The organism is Cryobacterium aureum (assembly GCF_002954245.1).
Classification (GTDB): domain Bacteria; phylum Actinomycetota; class Actinomycetes; order Actinomycetales; family Microbacteriaceae; genus Cryobacterium; species Cryobacterium aureum.
Window position 1 is genome coordinate 77,679 of sequence record NZ_PPTG01000048.1, and the last position, 16,675, is coordinate 94,353.

The window sequence follows — 16,675 nt, forward strand, 5'->3', positions numbered from 1 at the left end:
AGATGACCGAGAAACCGGAGAATGACCAGTCGCACAAACGCGGTCACGGTGTCAGTCGTGCCGAGTTTCGGGCGCAGGTGAAAACGACGCGTGCTGATTTCGAACGCCAGGTGCAGACCACCAAGGCCGATTTTGAACGCCAAGTGCAGGCCACTCGGGCTCAACTCGACCAGGCGAACGAGCGCATCGAAGCGCGCACCGGGCGCAACCTGATTCTGGCCATCCTGATCGGACTGGTGCTCGGCGGCTCCATGCTGGTTAGTCTCATCATCATCAAGCAGCTCTTCATGATCTTCGCGGTCGTGATCGTCGCTTTCTGTGCCTTCGAACTGGCCCAGGCCCTGCGGCACGCCGGGCGCAATGTTCCCCGCATCCCCGTGATCATCTCGGCGATCGCCATCGTTCCAGCCGCGTTCTACGGCGGGGCAACCGGCCAATGGCTCGTCATGCTCGGCGGCATCGTGCTGATCGGCCTGTGGCGTCTGGCCCTGCTGGTCATTCCGTCGCACCGTGCCTCGGCGCGATCCATCCTCGGTGACGTAGGCGGCGGCATCCTGATTCAGGTCTACGTGGTCTTTCTCGCGAGTTTCGCCGTGCTGCTCGTGGCCCAGGACCACGGACAGTGGTGGACGCTAGCTTTTCTGATTTTGGTCATCTCTGCCGATACGGGAGCCTACGTGAGCGGCCTCAACTTCGGCAAGCACCCGATGGCGCCGTCGATCAGCCCCAAGAAGACCTGGGAAGGCTTCATCGGGGCCGGCTTGATCTGCATGATCGCCGGTGTGTTGCTGTCGATCTTCATGCTTCAGCAGCCGTGGTGGTTCGGACTGGTTTTCGGAGCCGTCATTTTGCTCACCGCCACCTTTGGCGATCTGGCCGAATCACTGATCAAGCGCGACCTCGGCATCAAGGACATGAGCTCGTGGCTGCCAGGGCACGGCGGTTTTCTGGACCGGCTCGACTCGATCCTGCCGTCGGCCGCTGCCGCCTACGCGCTGTACCTGCTCTTTGCATGAGCCGGGCCAATTCATCCCCCACCAAGTTCGTACGAGACAATGAGGCTATGAGCACCATATTTCCCCGAGTGGGCAAGAAGTCTCTCGGCTACAACGTCACCCAGGTCGATGCGTTCCTGGCGGCGGCCCGCCGTGCGTACGACCAGCCTGAGCACGGCGATGACCTCGACGCCGATACCGGTGTCGTAGAGTCCGTCGACGAGATTGCCGCCGGTACCGAGACCGAGACCACGACTGACAACACGCTGCCGCCGACCACGCACGACGAGACGGGCGCCGCCGACGGAACCGAAGGCATCCACGCGATTGTCGCAGAGAAGGCCGAGGCGGAAGCGACCCGCACCAGTGCAACGCTGACGGCCGAGGGCATCCGTCACACCGCCTTCGCCATGCACAAGGGCGGATACTCGCCCGAACACGTCGACGCGGCGCTGGAACGGCTCGAAGACGCCTTCGCAGCTCGGGAACGCGATCAGGCGACCCGCGACCGGGGCGAGCAGGCCTGGATGGCCGACGCCGAGGGCACCGCCGACGTGATCGTGGCCCGGCTCAGCCGCACCCCCGGGCACCGTTTCACGCGCACGAGCGTGCTCGCGGTCGGCTATAAACGAGTGGATGTCGACCGGCTCGCCAACAAATTGGTGAAGTATTTCCAGGACGGTCGTGAGCTCACCGTCGATGAGGTTCGATCGGCCGTTTTTCGCCCTGAACGGGGCGGATACCGGGAAGCGCAGGTGGACCTCGTGCTGGACAGCGTCGTCGACGTCATGCTCGCGGTCCGCTGATTTGGCCTCCGTTACTTGGTTGTTACCTAATTTGTCAGCTAAGGTCGAGTACTAATGGGTAGGCATCTGCAAGTTATCGACACTGTTCCGGTCGCGGCCCGGCCGAACGTTCGTCGAACCCGACGCCGGGTGAGGCCCGCGCACTTCATGTTCGGCTTCACCGCAGCGTGTGCTTTTGTGCTCGTCACCGTGGTCGACCCATACTCCGGCGCGACAGCGTCACCCTACTTTCAAATCGCCGGAAGCACGGCTGACGATGGGCCAGCCCAGGCCGTTCTCGTCGCCGGCAGCTACGCCAACACAATCACCCGCGACGGCTATGCCGTCACCGAGAAGCCCAAACCGGTGCCCGTTGTTGTCGCGGTCGAAAAGAAGACGCAGAGTTTCACCGCTCCGTCGGCCGCAGTACCCGATCCTGGCTCGGCCCAGGCCTACGCCTACGACGCCGTCGCCGCTCGCGGCTGGGGCGAAGACCAGTACAACTGCCTCGTCTCGCTTTGGCAGAAGGAATCCGGCTGGCGCGTCAACGCCCAGAACGGTTCGAGCGGAGCCTATGGAATTCCTCAGGCACTCCCCGGCTCCAAAATGGCCACGGCGGGCGACGACTGGGCCACGAATGCCGGAACCCAGATCGAATGGGGCCTGAGCTACATCACCGGCCGCTACGGTACGCCGTGCGGAGCCTGGGCGAAGTCGGAGGCTTCAGGCTGGTACTGAGGGCACGGTCCTGAGAGGCCTGCTGGTGTTCGGCACCACCTGTGCACTTTAGACTGGCATCATGGCGCGCAGCAATCGACCCCGAGGCCGCAAAGGCCAGCAGCCAGCCGATGACGACGAAGCCGTTGACCTGAACCACCTACTCGCGGGGTGGCGTCGCAGTGAGGTACGGCGAGATGGCCTCTGGCATGTGCAGCCGGTGCCCGCCAAGCAGGCGGTCAAAACCTACCTGTGTCCCGGGTGCACCCAGGGCATCGTTCCCGGTACAGCGCATATCGTCACCTGGCGCGGCGATGGGGTACTCGGCGACGACGCCGACCTCTCCAACCGGCGGCATTGGCACACCCACTGTTGGAAAATTAAGTGACCGGCGACAGTTCAGGAGAACCCGTGACAGTGCCGGTTGACATTCGCGGTGGCATCGAACTGCCGGCCACCATCGAACACATCGAGCTACAGACCAGCGACGGACTCACCCTGGTGGGCGAACTGGCGACCCCGGTGAGTCGTGCGCCGGTGGCGACACTCGTGACGCTGCATCCGCTGCCCACCGCCGGTGGCTTCATGGACTCGCACATTCTGCGGAAGGCTGCCAACCGGCTGCCTGCTCTGGCCGATCTGGCCGTACTGCGGTTCAACACCCGCGGCACCTCATCGCCGCGCGGTACCAGCGAGGGTGATTTCGGCCATGGCCTCACCGAACGAGCCGATGTCGCCGCTGCGATGGCTTTCGTCGCCGAACGCCACCTTCCGAGCCCGTGGCTGGTCGGCTGGTCGTTCGGCACCGAACTCGCCCTCAAATACGGTCTCGAGCATCCCATCCGCGGGGCCATCCTGCTGTCCCCGCCGCTGCACCGCACGACCAATGAGGAGCTGGCGGCCTGGGCCGGCAACGAACGCCAACTGGTCGCGTTGATCCCGGAGTTCGACGACTACCTCCGACCGGATGCCGCCCGCCTGCGGTTCGCCTGCGTGCCCGGCATGCGTCTGATCGCCGTCGAGGGTGGCAAGCACCTCTGGGTGGGGGAGAACCTGACCCGCCGGGTGCTCTCCGAGATCGTCGACACAGTCAACCCCGGTGCACTCCCGTTGCCGACCGAGTGGACGGCGCCCCGAGCCGACCTGTCCTGAGCTCAGCGTCGGGCGTCAGAGTTCGTTCTGGCGGGGGATGACGACCTGTTTAACGATCAGGATGATTGAAGCTGCGACCGGGATGGCGATTAGGGCGCCGAGGATACCGAGCAGGTTGCCCCCGGCCAAAGCAGCGATCACGACCACGGCGCCCGGGATCGACACGGCCCGGTTCATGATCTTCGGACTGAGCACGTACGCTTCTACCTGCATATAAATGAGGTAATAAATCGCTGCGGTCAGGGCTGTCTGTGGCGAGCTGCCGATTTCGGGGATCAGGCAGGTCAGCACAATGATGACCGAACCCGAAATGGTACCGACGAGCGGAATCAGCGACAGCAGGAAGGCGATGAATGCGAGCAGAGCCGGAAACGGAGCTCCGATGATCGAGAGAAAGATGAAGCTCAGTACGCCATTGACCGAGGCCAGTGCGGCCTGCCCGACGATGTAGCGACCGACGGCCGTAGTGATCTGCTCACTGATATCGGTGAAGCGCTCCCGCTTGGACGCGGGAACCAGCTGATAGGTGGCGCGCTTCATGCTGTTCAGTGAGGCCGTGAAGTAGAGGGTGAGAATGAGGATGATGAGGCCGCCGAAAAGGCCGTTGACAATGGCGAGTCCAGACTGAACGACCGTCGTCGTGATGTTGGTGAGGTTGCCGCCGAGAAAATCGGTGATCGTTGTCGTGATTTCGTCGATGTTGAGACCGGGGAACTGTTTTTTCAGATCGTCCAGAAGGGTCGAGGTGTTCACCCCCCGCACCAGCTCCGGAACGAGCTTGGACAACTTGGAGACCTGGCCGACGATAATCGGAACGATCGCAAAGATGACGCCGGTCAGAACACCGAGTACCGCAGCGACCACGGTTAAAATGGCCGCCCACCGTGGAAACTTTTTCTTCTCCAGCCAGGACACGGCCGGGTCGAGGCCGAGCGCGATGAACAGCGCGGCCCCGACGTAGATGATGATCGTCTGCAGGGTGATCACCGAGGTGATGATCAGAAGACCCAGACCAACGCCCAGTGTCCCAACGAGTCCGAACCGGAAGGCATTCTGAATATTCAATTGGAGACTCCAGGAGTAGGGAATTACTCGGCTGCGACCCGTTCTGCCTGGGTCAAAACACTGCGCAGGCTTTCAAAATAACCCGCAACGGCATCGCGCTCAATTCTAATCTGCGACAGGCGATCTTCGGCGTCGGCAACGAGGGTGCGTGAGCGTGTCGTGGCGTCGGTGACGAGAGCGGTTGCCGTGGTGTGGGCGTCGCTGAGAACGCGCGCGGCGCTCTCTTCGGCCAACTCCTTGTTGACCTTGGCCTCTTCGCGAGCGCCCGCATCGAGCTGGTCGTTGAGAGTGCGCAGCTCGATGGTGCGTTCCGTCGTCTCGGTGAGCTGTCGGGCGGCATCCACCTGGAACTTCTGCGTCTGCGCCACGGCCTCTTGGTGCCGGGCGAGGTGCTCCTGCTCCGCCTCGTCTCGGCGGGCCTTCAGCTCCACGTCGAAGTCGGCTCGTGACTGGTCGATCTCCCGGGCCAGGCGGCTGGCCTCGTGCTCGCCCTTCTTGCGCGTGGCGGTCAGCTGGTTCTCCAGATCGATGCGGGCCTGCTCGGCTTCGGCCTCGGCGTCGATGCGGGCCTGCTGGTTCTCGCGGGCCAGGTCGGCGGCGGCCTGTTCAACCTCGGCGGCCAGGGCGGCGCGGCCCTGTTCGATTTCGCGGGCCAGGCCGGCACGTTTGCGATCGAGCTCGCGAGCCAGGTCGGTCTGGGCCTGCTCGCGTTCGACCTCGGTCACCGCGTGTGCCTGTTCGATCTCGCGGGCCAGGTCAATGCGGCCCTGTTCGATTTCGGCGGCCAGCAGGGTGCGTGCCTGGTCTGCTTCGTGGGCGCCGGCCAGGCGGGCTTGCTCGGACTCCCTGGCCAAATCGACCCGGGCCTGCTCGGTCTCGGCGGCCAGATCGACGCGCGCCTGTTCGCTTTCGCGCTGCAGGTCAGCCCGCTGCTGGTCGAGTTCCAAGGCCACTTCAGCGCGGGTGAGTTCGGTCTCGTTCGTCAGACCGGCCGCGATTTCACGGGCTTCGGTGGCTTCGCGCTGGGCGACCACGCGTACTTCTGCTGCTTCACGATCGGCTTCAGAGCGGATGGCCGCCACCTCGCGCTTGACCGTGGCGCGCGCTTCCGCAGCCTCGGTGGCGACGGCACCCCGAATCAGCGAAGCATCGCGAACCGCATCCTGAACGACCTGGGCCTGGTCGTCCTGGGCGCGGGCGCGCACGTCATCCGCTTCGACCCTGACGTCATCGAGCACCCGACGCGCCTTGACGGCGGCATCAGACAGGGTACGTTCGGCCTGTTCAATTGCATTCTGACGGAGCAGCTGAACGTCGTCGTTGGTCGCTGAGCGCAGCTTTTCGGCGTCGATATCGGCCTGGGCGATGACGCGGGTGGACTGCTCTTCGGCGACGCGAAGGGTGTTCTCCAATTTAGTTCCGAGGCCGGAGAACGTGGGGCTGCCAACCTCTTCGATCTCGGCGTTGAGATCGTCGATGCGCGCCGCGAGCCGTTTGACCTCGCGGCCGGCCTCAGCATTCTGGGTGTTGGCTTGAATCAGTTCGCGACGCAGCGACTGGATAGCCTTGGCCACCTCGTCCTTGTCGTAGCCGCGAAATACCTGGGTGAAATCAGCTTCGTCGTCAGACACTTTTACTCCTTACAGATGGGGCCCCGGCCCTCGATGGATCATGCATGACGGGGAACACGCCTAATTTTAGTGTGTTCGCGTCGGCGCGAGTACCCGCTGGCGGCTGGCGGGGCCTCGGCTGCTATTAGGCACCTTTCAGGTGAACGCAGTAACGTAGAAAGCCTTGTCTGAGGAGCTTCAGGCAGGTGAGTCAGCCAGAGTGACTGAACAGTACCGACCAGCACCACATGCTGAAGGGTGATACGTGCGTTTTGTTCTTGCCATTGCGGCCTTCGTTCTTGCCGCCGTGATGATCGTTCTCGGCATCGCACAGCGCACGGTCTTGCTCGAGCCCGCTTTCACGTCCCTGAGCGCGACCGTCACCGGCACGGGGAAGTACACCGTGATCGACCCGAGCGCCCTCGCGGCCTCCTCGGGCAGCCAGACCATCAACGTGCGCGGAGACGGTCCCATCTTCGTCGCGTACGGGCGCTCAGAAGACGTAGCGGCCTGGATCGGCGACGACGCCTTTGCCACCGTCGGCCTGAGCGAGAAAACCGGTGAGCTCACCTCCACTGTCACTGCGGCGGTCACGCGCGACGATTCTGAGGGGGCTACGGGCGATAGCGCAGGGCCGGATGCTGCCACGGATGCTGCCACGGATGCGGGCGCCGCGATCATGAATCCGGCCGGTTCTGACCTGTGGCTCGACGAATACTCCGGCACGAACTCCGTGACGACCACGCTGACCTTGCCGGAGGGCATCTCGGTGCTCGTCGCGTCGGACGGGATCGAACCAGCGCCGGCCGGCATCCGCTTGTCGTGGGCGTCCGACAATTCCACGCCGTGGGCGGGCCCGCTGCTTGCTGGCGGTGCCTTGCTGCTGTTAGCCGGCCTGGTCCTGTACCTCCTGGCCCTGCTGCATCTGCGCCGTTCCCGTCGTCCGCGCCGCAACGTTCCGCGCGGTCCGCGCATGCCCAGGTTGCCGCGCGCGCCGCGCCCGAAGGCGATCAAGGCCAGTCAGATCACGTCACGGCGGGCAATCGCCCGCCGAGTCGCCATCCTTCCGATGATCGTGGTTTCCGGTCTCGCGTTGAGCGGCTGTTCGGCCGATCTGTGGCCCGATTTCAGCGCGACCAACACCGCCACGGCGACCCCGACGCCGACGCCCCAGTCCACGGATTCCGTCGAAGCTGCCGCCGAGCTGCCACCGCCAGCTGTGACCGTCTCCCAGCTGGAGACCATCATGAGTGAGATCTCACTGCTCACGGCGGATGCCGACGCGAACCTGAATATCGAGACCCTCGCAACCCGATTCACCGGCCCGGCCCTGGAACAACGACTGGCCAACTACAAGATTCGCGCCGTCGACCCGGCCGTGGCCCCGCTCGTTGCCCTGGCGGGGGCGCCGCTCACGTTCACCCTGCCGCAGCAGACGAATTCCTGGCCACGGGTGGTCATGACCGTCATTCAGGATGAAAACGATCCCAGCATTCCAACGATGGCGGTCATTCTCAAGCAGGAATCGCCGCGCACGAACTATCAAGTGGACTACCTGTTCGCGCTGGAGCAGTCGGCGCACGTTCCCAAGGTAGCTCCGGCCATCGTCGGTGCTCCGGCCATCGCCCCCGACAACAAGCTGCTGTTGCTTCCGCCGGATGAATTGGCCGCCGCCTACGCCGACATCCTGGTGCAGGGCGAAGCCAGCCCCTCCTTCGGGCTGTTCGAGAGCGAGGGCGATAATTTCCGGGTTCAGGTCGCCGATTTGAACGCGGCCAAGATCGCCGCCCTGCCGTCGACCGCTTCGATCGAGTTCGCGGCCGCCGCTGGCAGCGACGAGGCCGTCGCCCTCGCGACCAATGACTCGGGCAGCATCGTGGCGGTCAGCATGACCGAGACCGAAACGGTCAAGCCGGTGGATGCCGGCGCCACGGTGGGTCCGGCGGCCGATGCCCTCGCCACGAAGGCGCTTTCTGGCATCACCACCACGGCCAAGGGCTTCTCGAACACATATCGCGACCAGCTGCTGTTCTATGTACCGACGGCCGGTTCGAGCGACAAAATCGTGCTTCTGGGCTTTGCCCAGGGCCTCATCACATCGGCGGAGCTTCCATGACGAATATGCCCCCTTCCGGATCGAACCTACGCGGAGCGGTCGACCTCTCCTCGCTCGTGAACCGTGCCCCGGCGGGTACGCCCCCGGAGGTCGCGAACGGCGCCCCGGCGACCGGCGCACCCGTGGGGGGAGCCCCCGCGTCGTCCGGCCCCGTCATGGTTCCGAGTCTCGTCATCGATGGCACGGACGCCAACTTCGGTGAGCTGCTCGAGCTCTCCTCCCGCGTTCCCGTGGTCGTCGGGCTATGGGCATCCCGGAGCGAACCTTCGACCCAGCTCATGGCGGTGCTCGAGAAGCTCATCACCGGCCTCGCCGGCCGGTTCGTGCTGGCCCGCGTCGACATCGACGCGAACCCGCAGCTCGCACAGGCATTCCAGGCCCAGTCGGTGCCAACGGTCGCCGCCGTCATCAGCGGTCAGCCGGTACAGCTGTTCAACGGCCCGCTCGGCGAGGAACAGATCGCCGAACTCCTCGTTCGGGTGCTCGAGCTAGCCGCCCAGCAGGGCGTGACCGGCACGGCCGAGGCCGCCGCCGCGAGCGCCGACACCGAGCCGGCCGCTGTCGCCGACGTGCCCCTGCCGCCGCACCACCAGGAGGCGTACACCGCTATCGAGGCCGGCGACTACGCCACCGCCCAGAGTGAATATCGCACGGCGCTGGCGCAGAACCCGAACGACACCATGGCCGTGGCTGGCCTGGCCCAAGTCAGTCTGCTGGCCCGACTACAGGGCAAGACCATAGACCAGATTCGGAACGGTGCGGCATCCACTCCCGACGATCTTGACGCCCAGCTGCTGGTCGCCGACCTCGATCTGTCGGGCGGCCACATTGAGGACGCCTTCGATCGTCTGTTGAGTCTCTTTCCGGCGCAGCCCGCACCGGGGCGCAATACCATCCGCGAGCGCATCCTCGAGCTGTTCGAGGTCGTCGGCCAGGACGATCCCCGGGTCCCCCCGACACGATCGCGTCTGACCGCCCTGCTCTACTGATTTGCCAGGTCGCGAGAGCGTAAAAGTGCCCGTTTGACCAGGTCAAACGGGCACTTTTTTTTGGTCTTTTCGGAAGTGTGACTAGCGGCGCAGGCGCAACCACAGTCCAGCCAGCGGCGGCAGGGTCAGGGTCGCGGAGGCTGGACGACCGGCCCAGGGCTCGTTGGACGCCTCGACACTGCCTTGATTTCCCACACCGGAGCCGCCGAAGTCGCCGGCATCCGTATTAAGGATCTCTTCCCACTGCCCGGCGAACGGCAGGCCCACTCGGTAGTCGGTGTGCGGCTGCCCGGCGAAGTTGAAGAAACAGGCGACGGGAACGCCGTGGTTGTCCCAGCGCAGGAACGACACCACGTTCTGGCTCGCTGCACCGCCGTCGAGGAGCTCGAAACCGCCTGGGTCGTTGTCGCGGCTCCACAGGCTCGCGTTGTCGCGGTAGACCCGGTTGAGCTGGCCGACCAAGTTGAACAGGCCGCGGTGCGCCGGCTGGTCGAGCATCCACCAGTCCAGGCCGCGCTCCTCGCTCCACTCCGAGCGCTGCCCGAACTCGCTGCCCATGAAGAGAAGCTGCTTACCGGGGTGCGCCCACATGAAGGACAGGTACGCGCGCACGTTGGCCAGCTGCTGCCAGGAATCACCGGGCATCTTCGACACCAAGGCGCCCTTGCCGTGCACGACCTCGTCGTGGCTGATCGGCAGCAGAAAGTTCTCGCTGAAGGCGTAGATGAACGAGAACGTGATGTCGTTGTGGTGGTACGACCGGTACATCGGGTCGACCTGCATGTACTCGAGGGAGTCGTGCATCCAGCCCATGTTCCACTTGAAACCGAAACCGAGGCCGCCACCGCTGGTCGGCGCCGTCACCCCGCCCCAGTTAGTGGATTCCTCGGCGATCATGATGGTGCCCGGATTACGCTTGTACGCCGTCGCGGTGATCTCCTGCAGCAGGCTGATCGCCGCGAGGTTCTCGTTGCCGCCGTACTGGTTCGGCTCCCACTGGCCGTCTTCGCGTGAATAGTCGAGGTAGAGCATGGAGGCGACGGCGTCGACGCGCAGGGCGTCGATGTGAAATTCTTCGAGCCAGTACAGCGCGTTGGCGACGAGGAAGTTGCGCACCTGCATCTGACCGAAGTCGAAGATGTAAGTGCCCCAATCCAGTTGTTCGCCGCGACGCGGGTCGGGGTGCTCGTACAGGGCCTGGCCGTCGAAACGGGCCAGGGCGAAATCGTCCTTGGGAAAGTGGCCGGGCACCCAGTCCATGATCACGCCGATACCGGCCTGGTGCAGCCGGTCGATCAGGTAGCGCAGGTCGTCGGGGGAGCCGAACCGGCTGGTCGGCGCGTAGTAGCCGCTGACCTGGTAACCCCAGGAACCGCCAAACGGATGCTCAGCCAGGGGCATGAATTCCACGTGGGTGAAACTCAGCTCCTGCAGGTAGCCGACGAGCTCATCGGCCAGGTCGCGGTAGCCGAGACCAGGGCGCCAGGAGCCGACGTGCATCTCGTAGACGCTCATCGCTTGATTATGCGGATCGTTGGCTTTGCGGTTGGCGAGCCACGCGGCATCCGCCCACTCGTAGTGGGACTCCGTGACGACCGACGCGGTCTGCGGCGGTACCTCAGCGAGCCGGGCCATCGGGTCGGCCTTCTCGACCCAGGCACCGGACTGCGCGAGAAGCTGGAACTTGTAGTTGGTGCCGAGTTCGAGGCCCGGAATGAACAGCTCCCAGACGCCGGTACTACCCATGTTGCGCATGGCATGGGTGAGCCCGTTCCAGCCGTTGAAGTCACCGATCACGCGTGCGGCGCGAGCGTGCGGTGCCCACACGGCAAACGACGTGCCGGCCGAGGACGCCGTGACACCTTGGTGCTGGCGATGGTGGGCGCCCAAGACGTCCCAGAGACGCTCGTGGCGGCCTTCACCGATCAGATGCAGGTCCAGCTCGACCAGGGTCGGGATGAACCGGTACGGGTCATCGCAGATCCAGGCGGAGGCGTTCTCGTAGCGGGCCTCGATCGTGTAGTCGCTGAGTCCGAGGGTGCTTTCGCCCTGCCAGACGCCGTGCGCGAGGTGCGCCAGCTCCACGTGGGTGCCATTGGCGAGAATGGCGAATACCTCGGTCGCGAGCGGTCGCAGGGCGCGAATGATGACGAGCGGGTCGGACACACCGGCCTGGTGAGCAAGGTGCTGCCCCAAAATCTCGTGGGGGTTGTAGTAGCTGCCGGCGGCGACGGCCTCCAGGATGTGGGTGTCGATCGCAGCCGGCTCGGTTGGGGCGACGTGCTTTTTCACGGATGGTGCTTTCGCAGACGGTGCTTTCGCAGACGGTGTCCTCGGGGACTGAGCCTTCTTCGCGTCGATTTTCTTTCCCTGACCCTTCTTATCCGTGGACGTGTGCTTTTTCTTGTGCTTTTTCTTGTGTTTCTTCTTGTCGTCGCTCATGCGCGGCCCCGGCCAGGATCGTGGGGAGTGACGTGCAAAATATGTACCGGTTCGGTGAACGCATCGAGCCGCACGAAGTTGTCGGCCGACCAGGTCCAGGTGGCACCCGAGACGAGGTCATGCACGTCGAAGGTGTCGCCGCGGGCAATGCCGAACCGGGTCACGTCGAGGTGCACCACGGTCTGGCGCACCGAGTGCGGGTCGACGTTGGCGACGATGAGGAGGGCATCCGCCTGGCCGGTGCCGGTGAAGGCGGCTTCGAGGTACTTGCTGTAGACGAGGATCGAATCGTCGTCGCTGGAGTGGATGTCGAGGTTGCGCAGCTGGCCGAGCGCTGGGTGCTCGGATCGGATGCGGTTTAGCAGGGTGAGGTACGGCGCCAGGGACTTGCCGAGCTCCTCGGCCATGCTCCAGTCGCGGGGCCGGTACTCGTACTTCTCGTTGTCGATGCTCTCTTCAGCACCTGGTCGGGCGACGTTCTCAAACAGGTCGAAACCGGCGTAGACACCCCAGCTGGGCGCCGCCGTGGCGGCGAGTGCCGCCCGAATCTTGAAGGCGGCCGGCCCGCCGAACTGCAGGTATTCGGTGAGAATGTCGGGGGTGTTCACGAATAGGTTCGGGCGCAAAAAGTCGGGGGTGTCGGTGGCGAGACCGTCGAAGAACTCCTCGAGCTCGATCTTCGAGTTGCGCCAGGTGAAGTAGGTGTACGACTGCTGGAAGCCGACCTTGCCGAGCGCCTGCATGAGGGCCGGTCGGGTGAACGCTTCGGCTAGAAACACCACGTCGGGGTCGGCCTGGTTGACCTCGGCGAGCAGCCACTCCCAGAAGTCGAGCGGTTTGGTGTGCGGGTTATCCACCCGAAAGATGCGCACGCCCAGGCTGATCCAGTAACGCAGCAGGCGCAGCGCCTCAGCGCGGATACCGGCCGGATCGTTGTCGAAATTGATCGGGTAGATGTCCTGGTATTTTTTCGGCGGGTTCTCGGCGTAGGCGATGGTGCCGTCGGGCAACGTCGTGAACCACTCCGGGTGCTCCGTGACCCAGGGATGGTCGGGGGAGGCCTGCAGTGCAAAGTCGAGGGCGACCTCGATGCCGAGGGAGGCGGCCTTCTTCAGGAAGAACGTGAAGTCGGCCACGGTGCCGAGGTCGGGGTGGATGGCGTCGTGGCCGCCATCTTTCGAGCCGATAGCCCAGGGAGAGCCGGGATCGCCGGGAGCGACCTCGAGCGAATTGTTGGGCCCCTTACGGAAGGCCTGCCCGATCGGGTGAATCGGCGGCAGGTAGAGCACGTCGAAGCCCATGGCGGCCACAGCGGGCAGTCGCTTGGCTGCGGTGCGGAACGTTCCGCTCTTCCAACTGCCGTCGGCGCGCCGCACAGCGCCCTCTGACCGTGGAAAGAACTCGTACCAGGAGCCGACCCCGGACCTGGTCCGTTCGACGATGATCGTGCGCTCGGCCGAGAGCGAGGCCAGCCCGGCGAGGGGGTGGGCGGCGATGACCTGCCGCAGCGCGGCATCCGCTACCGCGAGAAAACGCTCGGGGGCAGACTTTTCCCGGTCGGCGAGGGTCTTCGCGGCCGCCTGGAACAGACGGCGGGCGGCGAGGGGAAGGGCTTTGTCAACGCCGGCCTGGGTGAGAAGTGCGCCGCCGATGGTGAACATGAGCTCCACGTCGATACCGGCCGGTATCTTGATCGTCGCGTTGTGCTCCCAGGTGGCGAAGTCGTCGGCGTAGGCCCGCATCCGATAGGTCCAGTGGCCAGCGACACCGAGCTGTGCTTCAACACCGTAGCGGTCGGTGCCGTCGGACACGAGTACCATCGGATGCCGTGTCGTCGAGCCGTCCGGTGCCGTGAGCTGCAGGTCCACCCCGATGAGGTCATGCCCCTCGCGAAAAGCCGTCGCTCCGAACGGTACCACCTCGCCCACGAAGGCGCGGGCCGGCCAGACGTTATCGTTCAGCTGGGGAGACAGGTCGAGAACGGGGATTCGACCAACGGATGCGGCCCCGTGGCTTTCCGCACTGGCGCCAGCAGACACGCTTGCGGGGGCGCTGCTCGATGCTGTCGGCAGGATCGTTTTTTTTGCTGCTGTCTTGGCCACACCACGACCGTAGCGTGAAAGAGTGGCTATGGCTTCCGCCGTCTGCCCGGCAGGCCGACCGGGCAGCGAATTCGGCCGTTACGTGTTGGACACGTGACACCCCTAAGGTTGACCTCGTGAAGGCCATCCGTAAATTTACCGTCCGTGCCGTTCTCCCCGAGCCGCTCGCGGCCCTGGAGGAGCTTGCCGGCAATCTCCGCTGGTCGTGGCATGAGCCCACGCGGCAACTATTCGAGCACATTGCCCCCGAGCTCTGGCGCGAGATCGGCACCGACCCGGTCGCGCTGCTCGGTGCCGTCGACCCGCGTCGCCTCGACGAGCTCGCGCAGGATTACGACTACGTCGCCGAGGTCAACGCCACCCGTGACGGGCTCCGCGACTATCTCGAGCAGCCACGCTGGTACCAGGGGCTCGAGGGCGAGAAGCCGGCTGCGATCGCCTATTTCTCACCGGAGTTCGGCATCGCCGCCGCCCTTCCGCAGTACTCAGGGGGCCTCGGCATTCTCGCAGGTGACCACCTGAAGAGCGCTTCTGACCTTGGCCTGCCGCTGGTCGGCGTCGGCCTGTTCTATCGCGCCGGCTACTTCAGTCAGGCCATCTCTCCCGACGGCTGGCAGATGGAAAGCTACCCGCTGCTCGACCCCGACGGACTTCCGCTTGCCGTGCTGCGCCGGGCCGACGGCTCCGCCGTTCAGGTGTCACTCGCGCTGCCCGACGATCGCACCTTGCATGCCCGGGTCTGGCAGGCCAAGGTGGGCCGGGTGCGCCTGCTGCTGCTCGACGCCGACATTCCCGAAAACGCCGACGACCTGCGCCTGGTTACCGACCGCCTGTACGGCGGCGGCGGCGAACACCGCCTGCTGCAGGAATTGCTGCTGGGCATCGGTGGTGCTCGCGCCGTGAAGCTGTGGAGCTCGCTGCACGGGCTGCCGGAGCCCGAGGTGTTCCACACCAACGAGGGTCACGCCGGGTTTCTCGGCCTCGAGCGCATCTCCAGCCTGATCGGCGAGGGCCTGAGCTTTCAGGAAGCCCTGCAGGTGGCCAGGGCCGGAACCGTCTTCACTACCCACACCCCGGTTGCCGCCGGTATCGACCGGTTCGAGCGGTCGCTCGTGCGCCGCTACTTCGGCACTGACCTGCTGCCAGGCGTCGACGTGGAGGACCTGCTTGCACTCGGCGCGGAAAGCTACGCCGGCGGCTCCAACGACGTGTTCAACATGGCCATCATGGGCCTGCGTCTTGGCCAGCACGCCAACGGTGTCTCGACACTGCACGGCGAGGTTAGCCGTCGCATGTTCAACGGCCTGTGGCCTGGCTTTGATTCGGCGGATGTTCCGATCACATCGATCACGAATGGTGTGCACGCGCAGAGTTGGACCGACCCGGCGTTGAAGAGCCTCGCCCAGACCAAGCTCGGCACGAGCGACACCTCGACGGCTAACTGGGCCTCCGGAGATGTCTCCGACCAGGACCTGTGGTCGGTGCGCGGGCAGATGCGCCTGCAATTCGTCGAGGATGCCCGCCGCCGCTTGGTGAACGCCTGGCGCGACCAGAATCCGGGCGGAATCCCCCCGGCCTGGATCGGTGGGGTCTTCGACCCGAACGTGCTGACCATCGGGTTCGCCCGCCGCGTTCCCACGTACAAGCGGCTCACCCTGATGCTCCACGACCCTGAACGTTTGCGTGCACTGCTGCTGCACCCGGAACATCCGATTCAGATCGTCATCGCCGGCAAATCGCACCCCGCCGACGAAGAGGGCAAACGCCTGATCCAGAAGATCGTGCAGTTCGCGGCCGACCCGGCCCTGCGCACGCGCATCGCTTTTTTGCCCGACTACAACATTGCAATGGCTCAGCTGATGTATCCGGGGACGGATGTCTGGCTCAACAATCCGCTCCGCCCGCTGGAGGCCTGCGGCACGAGCGGCATGAAGGCGGCCCTCAATGGTGCCCTGAACCTGTCGATCCTCGACGGCTGGTGGCCCGAATACTACGACGGCAAGAACGGCTGGGCGATTCCGTCGGCCGATTCGGCTGGCGACTCCGCCGAGCGCGACCGGCTCGAAGCTGAAGCGCTCTACGACCTGATCGAACACCAGGTCGCCCCGACGTTCTACGAACGAAACGCCGATGACGTGCCCGAACGGTGGGTCTCGAATATTCGGCACACTCTCTCCACCCTCTCGCCCGCACTGTCCGCCGACCGCATGGTGAGCGAGTACGTGCAGCGGCTGTATCGCCCGGCCGGACACTACGAAGGGCTGATGTCGGCCGACAACTACCGTGCGGCCCGCGAACTGGCCACGTGGAAGGGCCGGATCGTCTCGGCCTGGCCGCAGGTCGCGGTGACCCACGTGGAATCGGGCGGTGTCTCGTCGGTGCCCGAGGTGGGCGACGACCTGCACCTGCGCGCACATGTGCAACTGGGCGGACTGGCAGCCGAGGACGTGACCGTCGAGGTCGTCTACGGCAAGAGTCTCGGTACCGATGAACTGCGCGATGTGGCTATCCAGGCGCTCGAACCGGCGCCGCTGAAAGAAGCGCCGGCCGGCGGAGCCACCCTGTTCACCGGAACGGTCGAACTCGACCGCGCCGGAGCATTCGGCTACACCGTGCGGGTCGTTCCGCGGAACGACCTCCTGATCAGCCCCGCCGAAATGGGTCTGGTCGCCATCGCGAACTGACCAGACGCGGCCCCTCCA

Annotated in this window: 12 protein-coding genes; 8 read left to right on the forward strand and 4 right to left on the reverse strand. The window is 65.0% G+C overall.

The features are described 5' to 3' along the window. The first annotated feature begins 2 nt into the window (after positions 1–2). From CJ028_RS17205 to CJ028_RS17225, 5 genes are all read left to right on the forward strand, one after another. Positions 3–1,016 (forward strand): phosphatidate cytidylyltransferase, encoded by a 1,014-nt coding sequence (locus tag CJ028_RS17205; RefSeq protein ID WP_105036438.1) that lies wholly within the window; start codon positions 3–5, stop codon positions 1,014–1,016. A 47-nt stretch (positions 1,017–1,063) separates the two neighbouring features. After that, positions 1,064–1,801 (forward strand): DivIVA domain-containing protein, encoded by a 738-nt coding sequence (locus CJ028_RS17210; protein ID WP_105036439.1) that lies wholly within the window; start codon positions 1,064–1,066, stop codon positions 1,799–1,801. A 147-nt stretch (positions 1,802–1,948) separates the two neighbouring features. Next, positions 1,949–2,518, forward strand: coding sequence for an aggregation-promoting factor C-terminal-like domain-containing protein (locus CJ028_RS17215; protein ID WP_240607390.1), 570 nt, complete (start codon positions 1,949–1,951; stop codon positions 2,516–2,518). Between the two features lie 61 nt (positions 2,519–2,579). Then, positions 2,580–2,885 (forward strand): Rv1322 family protein, encoded by a 306-nt coding sequence (locus CJ028_RS17220; RefSeq protein ID WP_205684081.1) that lies wholly within the window; start codon positions 2,580–2,582, stop codon positions 2,883–2,885. A 29-nt stretch (positions 2,886–2,914) separates the two neighbouring features. Then, positions 2,915–3,649: an alpha/beta hydrolase gene (locus tag CJ028_RS17225; RefSeq protein ID WP_105036917.1), complete on the forward strand. Its 735-nt coding sequence runs from the start codon at positions 2,915–2,917 to the stop codon at positions 3,647–3,649. 15 nt (positions 3,650–3,664) lie between these two features. Here CJ028_RS17225 and CJ028_RS17230 read toward each other — a convergent pair whose 3' ends face one another. Both CJ028_RS17230 and CJ028_RS17235 read right to left on the reverse strand, forming a co-directional pair. After that, positions 3,665–4,714, reverse strand: a complete 1,050-nt coding sequence (locus CJ028_RS17230; protein ID WP_105036441.1) for an AI-2E family transporter — start codon at positions 4,712–4,714, stop codon at positions 3,665–3,667. 23 nt (positions 4,715–4,737) lie between these two features. After that, positions 4,738–6,345: a coiled-coil domain-containing protein gene (locus tag CJ028_RS17235; RefSeq protein ID WP_105036442.1), complete on the reverse strand. Its 1,608-nt coding sequence runs from the start codon at positions 6,343–6,345 to the stop codon at positions 4,738–4,740. A 244-nt stretch (positions 6,346–6,589) separates the two neighbouring features. Here CJ028_RS17235 and CJ028_RS17240 point away from each other — a divergent pair, with 244 nt between their 5' ends. After that, positions 6,590–8,440, forward strand: a complete 1,851-nt coding sequence (locus tag CJ028_RS17240) for a DUF8094 domain-containing protein (protein WP_105036443.1) — start codon at positions 6,590–6,592, stop codon at positions 8,438–8,440. Beyond that, a complete protein-coding gene (locus CJ028_RS17245) occupies positions 8,437–9,429 on the forward strand; it encodes a tetratricopeptide repeat protein (protein WP_105036444.1) in 993 nt (330 codons plus the stop codon). The genes CJ028_RS17240 and CJ028_RS17245 overlap by 4 nt, the downstream gene beginning before the upstream one ends. A gap of 81 nt (positions 9,430–9,510) precedes the next feature. On the opposite strand, the gene glgB is transcribed toward CJ028_RS17245, so the two are convergent. Continuing rightward, the gene (gene glgB, locus CJ028_RS17250) at positions 9,511–11,871 is read right to left on the reverse strand and encodes a 1,4-alpha-glucan branching protein GlgB (protein ID WP_105036445.1); all 2,361 of its coding nucleotides are present in this window, start codon (positions 11,869–11,871) and stop codon (positions 9,511–9,513) included. After that, positions 11,868–13,973 (reverse strand): alpha-1,4-glucan--maltose-1-phosphate maltosyltransferase, encoded by a 2,106-nt coding sequence (locus tag CJ028_RS17255; protein ID WP_439099057.1) that lies wholly within the window; start codon positions 13,971–13,973, stop codon positions 11,868–11,870. Before CJ028_RS17255 ends, glgB begins: the two co-directional genes overlap by 4 nt. Before the next feature lie 116 nt (positions 13,974–14,089). On the opposite strand from CJ028_RS17255, the gene glgP reads away from it, so the two are divergent. Continuing rightward, complete coding sequence (gene glgP / locus CJ028_RS17260) at positions 14,090–16,657, forward strand: alpha-glucan family phosphorylase (RefSeq protein ID WP_105036446.1); 2,568 nt, start codon at positions 14,090–14,092, stop codon at positions 16,655–16,657. Positions 16,658–16,675 lie beyond the last annotated feature (18 nt).